The sequence below is a fragment of the Microbacterium sp. P2_F9 genome (genome assembly GCF_056403635.1).
In genome coordinates this window covers 1-9,437 of the sequence record NZ_JBFUFC010000150.1, presented here as the reverse complement: position 1 = coordinate 9,437, position 9,437 = coordinate 1, and the positions used below count along the sequence as shown (strand labels likewise).

General features: G+C 70.8%; 9 protein-coding genes. All 9 read left to right on the top strand.

Annotated elements, in window-relative coordinates:
• The coding region (locus tag AC1DVT_RS14575; protein ID WP_477389748.1) for a hypothetical protein at positions 1-1,468 on the top strand (1,468 nt) is incomplete at its 5' end.
• A 101-nt stretch (positions 1,469-1,569) separates the two neighbouring features.
• Positions 1,570-3,309, top strand: a complete 1,740-nt coding sequence (locus AC1DVT_RS14570; protein ID WP_477389747.1) for a dihydroxyacetone kinase family protein — start codon at positions 1,570-1,572, stop codon at positions 3,307-3,309.
• A gap of 1 nt (position 3,310) precedes the next feature.
• Positions 3,311-3,781, top strand: a complete 471-nt coding sequence (locus tag AC1DVT_RS14565; RefSeq protein WP_457100614.1) for a ribose-5-phosphate isomerase — start codon at positions 3,311-3,313, stop codon at positions 3,779-3,781.
• Positions 3,781-4,566 carry a triose-phosphate isomerase family protein gene (locus AC1DVT_RS14560; RefSeq protein ID WP_477389746.1) on the top strand — a complete coding sequence of 262 codons (786 nt, stop codon included), beginning with the start codon at positions 3,781-3,783 and terminating at the stop codon, positions 4,564-4,566. The genes AC1DVT_RS14565 and AC1DVT_RS14560 overlap by 1 nt, the downstream gene beginning before the upstream one ends.
• On the top strand, positions 4,563-5,357 hold the full coding sequence (locus AC1DVT_RS14555) for a sugar phosphate isomerase/epimerase family protein (protein ID WP_477389745.1): 795 nt from the start codon (positions 4,563-4,565) through the stop codon (positions 5,355-5,357). The genes AC1DVT_RS14560 and AC1DVT_RS14555 overlap by 4 nt, the downstream gene beginning before the upstream one ends.
• A 62-nt stretch (positions 5,358-5,419) precedes the next feature.
• On the top strand, positions 5,420-6,271 hold the full coding sequence (locus AC1DVT_RS14550) for a phosphogluconate dehydrogenase C-terminal domain-containing protein (RefSeq protein ID WP_477389749.1): 852 nt from the start codon (positions 5,420-5,422) through the stop codon (positions 6,269-6,271).
• 9 nt (positions 6,272-6,280) lie between these two features.
• Positions 6,281-7,039, top strand: coding sequence for an SDR family NAD(P)-dependent oxidoreductase (locus AC1DVT_RS14545; protein ID WP_477389744.1), 759 nt, complete (start codon positions 6,281-6,283; stop codon positions 7,037-7,039).
• A 16-nt stretch (positions 7,040-7,055) separates the two neighbouring features.
• On the top strand, positions 7,056-8,897 hold the full coding sequence (locus tag AC1DVT_RS14540) for a D-apionate lactonase family protein (RefSeq protein ID WP_477389743.1): 1,842 nt from the start codon (positions 7,056-7,058) through the stop codon (positions 8,895-8,897).
• Between the two features lie 65 nt (positions 8,898-8,962).
• A partial coding sequence (locus AC1DVT_RS14535; RefSeq protein ID WP_477389742.1) for a hypothetical protein occupies positions 8,963-9,437 on the top strand: 475 nt, incomplete at its 3' end.

Sequence of the window (9,437 nt, the reverse complement as noted above, 5' to 3'; positions counted from 1 at the left end):
GCTCCGCGACCTCGGAGCGGACTTCTACGTGCACCATGTGATCCCCATCGAGCACGACCATGGCCCGCTGTTCCACGATCTCAGCGCGGCGGGCATCGATGTCGTCCTCGGGAACGAGTACGGCAACATCAACGGGCCCCACGTCGCCGGCACCAACCGCTACGACATCCCTGCGGAGATCATCCAGCAGGCGGCTGACGCTGGGCGACTCGCGGGCGTCCTGTACGACGAGCCGGAGCACCTGCAGATCCACGCGGATCAGTACCGTCGAGACGCCTTCCTGCCGCACTTCGGCGACACGACGGGCGCGACGGCGTCCGAAGCGATCGCAACCATTCATACGGCGATCCAGGGCATCGTCCGCGACGTCGAGAATGCCGTGACGGAAGGTGGCGCACCGGAGGTGCCCGTCTTCGCCGAGCAGGTCTTTCCCGTCATGTTCCATACCTTCGCGCGCGCCGGAATGACACCGTGCCCCAAGGTGATGAAGGAGTCGTTCCAGCCTCTCCAGCTGTCGACGGCGCTGGGCGCCTCACTCCAATACCGCCGGCAGTTCTGGATCTGCGCTGACCTGTGGGGTCCCGACATCGGACCGTGGTTCACGCGCGCACCGGGCTTTCCCGGGCATTCGCCCGCCGAGTTCGCCTCGGCGCTGCGCCTCGCCTATCTGTTCGCACCCACCGGACTGTTCGTCGAGAACGTCGATGTGCTCCTCCAGCACAGTGAGGAAGGGTTCGCCGACACCGAGTTCGGCGCAGTGTGGCGGGAGTTCGTCCGCGAGTTCGTGCCCGCTCATCCGCTGCATTGGCGCTTCGACGAAGCGCGTGCGGACATCGTGCTCATCCACGCCGAAGACAGCGACTTCGGGCGGGGTCACCAGCCGTTCGGCAACCGGCTGGCCACGGCGCCCGAGTCGTCGAAGAGCGTGTTCGAGGCGTGGCATGTGCTCAGCCACGGGACGATCCCCTCGACCGGAAGCTGCATGCACATTCCTGGCTATGACTTCCCACGGCACGAGCTGAACAGCATCCCGCGATCGGATTTCCCTCTCGCGGCCGGCGCCCCCCACGCAACGCGCACGCACGGACTCTTCCACGCCGCGCGAAACGTGCTCGTGTTCGATGAGCACGTCAGGGATGACCAGCTGGGGATGCCGGAGCTCATCATCGCGGCGGGAAGCCGCCTGCCCGAGACGACGCTCGCGCTCCTCCGATCGCGCGCCGAGGCCGGCGCCACCGTGGTCCTCGCCTCCTGGCTCGCGGGGCCTGTGTGGACACAGAGCCGAAGGATCGGGAGCGGCCATTGGATCGTCTCTGACGACCTCGACGACGACGACGCCCAACACGCCGTCGAGCCGCACCTCGGAAGACCAGACGTCTGGACACAGCGGTTCGGCAGCACTGAACTGCACATCACTCCCGGTGACGCGGATGGGGTCACCCTCGATTTCGAGATCCACAACGAGTGACCCGATCGCCAAAGAGACTTGCAATTGGTCAACCGGTTTGTCAGACTGACTTAGCGCGACAACGGTTGCCGCCCCGATCTCCGATCTCCCGAGGAGCCGCGATGACGCGTCTATGGAATGACCCGGCCGCCTTCGCCGACGAGATGATCGACGGCTTCGTCGCAGCCAACGGCCGCTCGGTCCGCCGCGTTGCCGGCGGGGTCGTCCGCAGCACCGTCGTGCCCGACGGCCAGGTTGCCGTCGTCATCGGCGGCGGGTCCGGCCATTACCCCGCCTTCGGCGGGCTCGTCGGACCCGGACTCGCGCACGGCGCCGCGATGGGGAATCTCTTCGCCTCGCCCTCGACGCAGCAGATCGTCTCGGTCGCGAAGGCCGCGCATCACGGCGGCGGGGTGTTCTTCAGCTACGGCAACTACGCCGGCGACGTGCTCAACTTCGATGCCGCGCAGGATCGCCTCCGCGCCGAAGGGATCGCCTGCGAGACCGTGACCGTCACGGACGACATCTTCTCGGCCGCTCCCCACGAGAAGCACAAGCGCCGCGGCATCGCCGGCGACCTCACCGTCTTCCGCGTCGCCGCCGCCGCGGCCGAGGCGGGCAGCGACCTCGCCGAGGTCACCCGGCTCGCGCAGCTCGCGAACGAGCGCACCCGCTCCTTCGGCGTCGCCTTCACGGGCTGCACGCTCCCCGGCGCGGAGGCGCCCCTGTTCAGCGTGCCCGAGGGCCGCATGGCGATCGGCCTCGGCATCCATGGAGAACCGGGCATCGACGAGACCGACATCCCGACCGCCGACGGACTGGCCGAACTGCTCGTGTCCCGGCTTCTCGACGAACTGCCCGCCGGCATCGTGACCGCCCAGGGCGCGCGCGTCGTGCCGATCCTCAACGGGCTCGGATCGCTCAAGTACGAGGAGATGTTCGTCGTCTACCGGCGCATCGCGCAGCTGCTCACCGCAGCGGGCGCCGTCATCGTGGACCCGCACGTGGGCGAGTACTGCACGAGCTTCGACATGGCGGGCACCTCGCTCACCCTCTTCTGGCTGGACGACGAGCTCGCACCCCTCTGGGACGCCCCCGTCGACACACCCGCCTACCGCCGCGGCTCGGTCGCGCCGGTCGCCCACGATCACACCACGACGACGGATGCCGCGACCGCCGACGCGGTCCCGCCCGCGAGCGACGCCTCCCGCGCGGCCGCGGACCTGACTGCCCGCGTCGTCGCGGCGACCGCTGCCATCGTCGACGAGCACGTCGACGAGCTCGGCCGGCTCGACCAGATCGCCGGCGACGGCGACCACGGCATCGGCATGCAGCGTGGAGCGCGCGCTGCGCGCGAGGCCGCGGCCGGCGCCGCTGCGCAGGGCGCCGGTGCCGGCACCGTCCTCGTCCACGCGGGCGACGCCTGGTCGGACCGCGCGGGCGGCACGTCCGGCGCGCTCTGGGGCGTCATCCTCCGCGCGGTCGGCGAAGCGATCGGCGACGAGGACGCGCCGAGCGCGGCATCCGTCTCCGCCGGCATCGCCGCGGCCTCCGCGGGCGTGATGGCCTACGGAAAGGCCAAGGTGGGCGACAAGACGATGGTCGACGCGCTGGTGCCCTTCAGCACCGAACTCAGCCGTGCCGTCGATGGCGGGGCCCGCCTCGCCGATGCCTGGCGCACCGCGGCGAGCGCGGCGACGCAGGCCGCGGCCTCCACCGCCGACCTGCTCCCCCGCATGGGCCGCGCGCGGCCGCACGCGGAGAAGAGCCTCGGCACCCCCGATCCCGGCGCGCACTCGCTCGCCCTCATCGCCACCGCCATCGGCGCACTGCTCGCCGATGCCGCGGATGAAAGGAACTGACATGCCMGAACCACTGCGGATCGTCATCGGCTGCGATGATGCCGGCTTCGACTACAAGGAGATCCTCAAGCGCGACCTGGAGGCGAACCCCGGCGTCGCGTCCGTGGTCGACGTCGGTGTGGACGCCGACGGCCACACCTCCTATCCCCGCATCGCCACGGCTGCGGCGGAGCTGGTCGCGAAGGGAGAAGCCGACCGCGCGCTGCTCGTCTGCGGCACAGGGCTCGGCGTCGCGATCGCCGCGAACAAGGTCACCGGAATTCGCGCGGTGACGGCGCACGACAGCTTCTCCGTGGAGCGCAGCGTCCTCTCGAACAATGCGCAGGTGCTGACTTTCGGGCAGCGTGTCGTCGGCATCGAGCTCGCCCGCCGCCTGGCCCGCGAGTGGCTGACCTACCGGTTCGACCCGACCTCGGCCTCCGCCGAGAAGGTCGCGGACCTCGACCGGTACGAGCAGACCGGCAGCTGCTGATGCCCCCGCGCGTGACCGTCGGCGTGAGCCTCAAGATGTACTTCGGGCATCTCGAGGCGCACGCGTGGTTTGCGCGCGTAGCGGGGGTCGTCGCCGGGCATCCCGCGGTTGCGAGCGGCACCGTCGAGTTCTTCGTCATCCCCACCTACCTGCAGATCGCCGCCGCCCTCGAGGCGTTCGCGGGAACGAACACCGTGATCGGAGCGCAGGATGCCGCGGCCGAGGACTCCGGTGCGTTCACGGGCGAGGTCAGCCCGGCGGAGCTCGCCGAGGTCGGCGTGGGCGTGGTCGAGATCGGACACGCCGAGCGCCGCCGGCTCTTCGGCGAGACCGACGAGGTCGTGCGCGCCAAGACCGCCGCCGCCCTGCGCAACGGACTGCGGCCCGTGCTGTGCATCGGCGAGGACGAGCGCGTCGAGCCGGCCGAGGCCGCCGCCCGTATGGTCGCCCAGCTCCGCGACGCGCTCGACGGCGCGCCGGACGGCGGGATCATCGTCGCCTACGAGCCGGTGTGGGCGATCGGCGCGGCCGAGCCTGCCCCGGTCGCGCACATCCAGACCGTGACGCGGGGGCTGCGGGAAGCCGTCGCCGACCGGCCAGGAACGTTCGTCATCTACGGCGGCTCGGCCGGCCCGGGGCTGCTCACCGAGCTGGGCGACGCCGTCGACGGGCTCTTCCTCGGACGCTTCGCCCACGATCCCGACAACATGGCTGCGGTGCTCGACGAAGCCGCCGCACTGGCCGAGTCCCGGTCGTCAAACCACGGTGAGCGAGGCGACGCATGATTGGGCTCGGCACGTACGCGTTCTTCTGGCAGCACTCCGATCTCGCACCGACGCAGCTGTCGCTGATCGAGGCGTTCGAGGCGACGCGCGAGCTCGGCGTAGACCTCTTCCAGATCTGCGACTACGCACCGCTGGAGTCGATGGATGCGACAGAACTCGCCGATGCCGCCGCGGCCGCGCGCGACCTGCATCTCACGATCGAGCTGGGCACGAAGGGCATCGAGCCCGAGCGCCTAACGCGCTTCCTCGAGCTCGCCGCGATCTTCGATGCCGGCCTCGTCCGGTCGATGCTCTTCGGTCCCACGACCCGCCCCTCGCTGGCCGAGGCCGAGGAGTGGCTGACCGCCGCGCTGCCCGAGTTCGAGGCATCCGGAGTCACGCTCGCCCTCGAGACGTACGAGCAGGTCGCCACCACCGACCTCGTCGCGCTCGTCGAGCGGGTCGGATCCGATCGGCTCGGCGTGTGCCTCGACCCGGCGAACGTCGTCGCTCGCCTCGAGCCCCCGCGCACCGCTGTCGAGATCGCCGCGCCCGTCGTGAAGAACATCCACGTGAAGGACTTCGCCTTCGCCCGGCGCAACGGCTGGGTGGGCTTCACCTACAGCGGCGCCCCGATGGGCACCGGCCTGCACGACTACCCCCACCTGCTCGAGACCGTCCGCCCTCGCGAGCGCGGCATCAACGAGATCGTCGAGCACTGGCTGCCCTGGCAGGGCGACCCCGAGACCACCGTCACCGCCGAGCGGGACTGGACCCGCATCACACTCGACTATCTGAGGAGCACGCTGTGAGCACACCTACCGACCCTTCGACAAGCTCAGGGACCCCATCTCCAAGCTCAGGGACCTACCGGATCGCCGTCATCGGCGCGGGCGGAAAGATGGGCATGCGGGTGTCGAACAACCTCGCCAAGACCGCCCATCACGTCAGCTACGTCGAGAACTCCCCCGCGGGCGCGCAGCGCACGATCGACGCGGGGCGGGAGCTGACGGATGCCACGACCGCCGTCGCCGACGCCGACATCGTCGTCTTCGCCGTCCCCGACCTGGCGCTCGGCCCCGTGACCGCCGAGCTCGTGCCGCAGCTGAAGTCCGGCGCGATCGCGCTCACGCTCGACCCGGCCGCGGCATACGCCGGCCTGCTGACTGACCGCGCCGACGTCATCCGCGCCGTCGCGCACCCCTGCCACCCGTCGATCTTCCTGCAGCGGCAGACCCCTGAGGAGTGGGCAGACACGTTCGGCGGCATCGCGGCGCCACAGGATGCGATCGCCGCGATCGAGTCCGATGACCCCGCCAAGCAGGCGATCGTCGAGGCCACCGTCCGGGCGATCTACGCGCCGATCATCGACGTGCACTGGGTCACGATCAAGCAGCTCGCCCAGCTCGAGCCCACCCTCGTCGAGACTGTCGCGTGCATGATCGGCGCCCTGCTCAACGAGGCGCTCAGCGAGGCGGTCAACACCATGGGCGTGCCCGAGGCGGCGGCGCGCAGCATCCTGTACGGCCACACGCAGGTCGCCCTCGCGAACGGCCTGCGCGGCGACAACCCGTTCAGCGACGCCTGCCTCATCGCGATGGACTACGGTCGCGAGAGCATCATCAAGGACGACTGGAAGAAGATCTTCCGCGACGACGAGCTCGACAAGAACCTCGCCCGCATGCTGCACCTCGAAAAAATCGAGCGCAGTCACATCGAGCGCTAGGAGAACCTGATGAGCCGACTTGCAGGCAAGACCGCCCTGGTCACCGGATCGGGCACCGGCATCGGGTTCGCCGTGGCTGCCCGCTTCGCCGCCGAGGGCGCCAGGGTCATCATCGCCGACCGCAATGCCGAGGCCGCGGCTGCCGCCGTCTCGACGATCGGCCCGACGGCACGCGCCGCGGTGATGGACATCGCCGATGAGACATCGGTCGAGGCTGCCTTCGCCGAACTGGCGGCGAGCGGGTGGGCACCCGACGTCGTCGTGGCGAACGCGGGTGTGCAGCTGTTCGGACAGGATGCCGCAGCCGCCGACCTCGACCTCGACGTGTGGAAGCGCACCATCGACATCAACCTCACCGGCACGTTCCTCACCGTCAAGCACGCGGTCCGGTCGATGGTCGCGAAGGGTGGCGGCGGGTCGATCATCCTGACCGGCAGCCCGACCGGCCTGAACGGCGAGGGCCGGGACTTCACCGCCTACAGCGCGTCCAAGGCCGGCATCCACGGCCTGGCCCGCACGGTCGCCGCAGCCTATGCCGATCAGGGCATACGCGTGAACACCGTGGTGCCGGCCTATACCGAGACGTCGCTCGTGTCGACCATCACCTCCGATCCGGAGGCGCGAGCGGCCATCATCGGGCGCATTCCGCTGGGTCGGGCCGGATCGCCGCAGGACGTCGAGGGCATCATGGTGTTCCTCGCCTCAGACGATGGCGCGTTCGCGACCGGCGGCCTGTTCGCGGTCGACGGCGGGATGACGACGCTCTGACGAGCGGCGCAACAGCATGAGCACGGCCTGGGACTCTTCGCACGCACCGTCGGTGCCGTGGCGGAGCGGACCGTGGTCGCTCGAGCTGCGCGACGACGAGCTCGCCGAGGTGCGGTTCGACGGGCGTCGCGTGCTGCGCAGCATCCGTGCCGTGGTCCGCGACCGCGACTGGAACACCGCCGCGCTCACCGTCGAGTCGGTGACGGCCGCGGACGATGCGCTGGTGGTCGCGCTGTCGACGACCGCGTTCGGGGCTGAGGTGCGTGGCACCGTGCGCGCAGCCGCGGACGGCGATGACCTGCAGGTGACCTTCGATGCCATCTCGGGCACGGAATTCCAGACGAACCGCACCGGCCTGGTCGTGCTGCACCCGTACCAGGTCGCGGGTGCCGAGCTCGCGGTGACGCACTCCGGCGGAGACGTCGAGCAGACGCGGTTCCCGCGCGAGATCAGCCCGCACCAGCCGGTGTTCGATATCGCCGCACTGGAGTGGGCGGACGACGGGGTCGAGGCATCCGTCGCCTTCGCCGGTGACGTGTTCGAGATGGAAGACCAGCGCAACTGGACAGATGCCTCGTTCAAGACGTACAGCCGCCCGCTCGCGCTGCCGTTCCCCTACCTGCTGCCCGCCGGCGGTCTGGTGCGCCAGAGCGTCACCCTCCATGCCCGGATGGCCGCGGCTGATCCCCACCCCTCCGTACCCAACAGCGGGGATGAGCGCCGACACGCCGACGACGGATGCCCCGACCCGGCGCGTCACGAATCCCGCCCGCAGCTGAGCACGGCGCCGGAGGCCGCGCCAGCTCGGATCGACCTGCAGGCCGGAGACGGCTTCCCTTCAGTCGGCCTCGGAGCCGCGACGGCGCCGGATCCCGCGCCCGACGCGGCGCCACTCGGCGACTTCGTCCTCGTCGAGCTCGACCTCGCGAGCCCGAACTGGCGCGCGGCCCTCACCAGGGCCGCCGCGAGCGGGAAGCCGCTCGATGTGCGCTTCCTCCTCGACGCCGACCTCCCCTTGGCGCTGGTCGACGCGGTCGCCGCGCTGCCTGGCCGGGAAGTGCTCCGGGTCGCCCCCTTCCAGCAGGCGCGCGCCGCACAGCACGTGTCCGATCAGGACGCGGTCGTCGCGCTGCGCGCTGCCCTGGCCGCGGCCGGGGTCGACGTCCCGGTGGTGGGGGGCGCCCGCTCCCACTTCACGGAGCTCAACCGCGAGCAGCACCGCCTCCCCGAGGATCTCGACGGCCTTACCGTCGCGGTCACCCCGCTCTTCCATGCCCACGGCACCGAGCAGCTGATCGAGTCGATCGCGATGCAGCGCCTCGTCGCCGAGCAGACCGTCGAGTTCGCGAAGGGCCGCCCCGTGCACGTCGGGCCGATCGCGCTGCGACCGCGATTCAACCACTTGGCGACCGTTCCTCAGCCCGGACCCACCCGCACTGATCTGGGCGAGGGCTACGGCGCCGAGTTCACCGGAGCGGCCGACCCTCGGCAGCAGTCCCCCGAACTCGCCGCCTGGGTCATGGCGAGCGCCGCGGCCCTGGCCATCCCCGGTGTGGCGAGCATCGCCTACTTCGAGGAGTGGGGGGCACGCGGCATCCGCTCTCCTTCCGGCGAGCCGTTCCCGGTCGCTGCGGCGATCGCGCTCCTCGCCGAGCAGGCCGCACCGGGCGCGCGGCGGCTGTGGGGCGACAGCCCGGACGGTCTGGTCTGGGCGATCGGAGCGCAGGATGCCGCGGGCTCGACCGTGCTCGTGGCGAACCTCGACGCCCGGCCGAGGGAGATCGCCGTCGCGGTCGCCGGCCAGACGGCGACGGTGCGGGTCGAGGCCTTCGGATTCGCCCGCGTGGTCATCGGCTAGGGCACTCGTCCGAGCGACCCGCAAGCCCCTGTTCATCGTCCGGTCGTGGGCGGAAACTACGGGGTATGGACGACGCCCGGGTGGGGCGCGGATTCGGGATGTCCGCGGCGGTGGTGTCTCTCGTCCTGATCGGCGCCTTGGTCGGGGGCGTCGCGGTGGTCGCGGTCTACCGGACCGGCGGAGCTGCCCCCGTCCCCTTCGCGACGTCGACGTCGAGCGCCGCCGAAGATGCACCGACCGCCTGCCTCGCGTTCGAAGGGGGCGACCTGGGCATCGCGTCCGGTGGCGAGGCGCTCGCGCGGGCCGCCGAGAGCGCCCCGCTTCCCTCCTTCGTGGCACTCAGCCCGGGAGTCCAGGTGCTGCCCTCGAGCACGACCCCTGGCGCGTACGACCTCATCGCCCGCGTCTGCGGGGGTGCGCTGAGCAGAATCGAGCTGATCGCGGCCGGCACCGCGATCGCTGCGGCGATCTACGCCGACCCGGCGCGCGATCTGCTGTCGGTGCTGGTCGTAGCGCCGTGGACGGCGATCGGCTCCAACG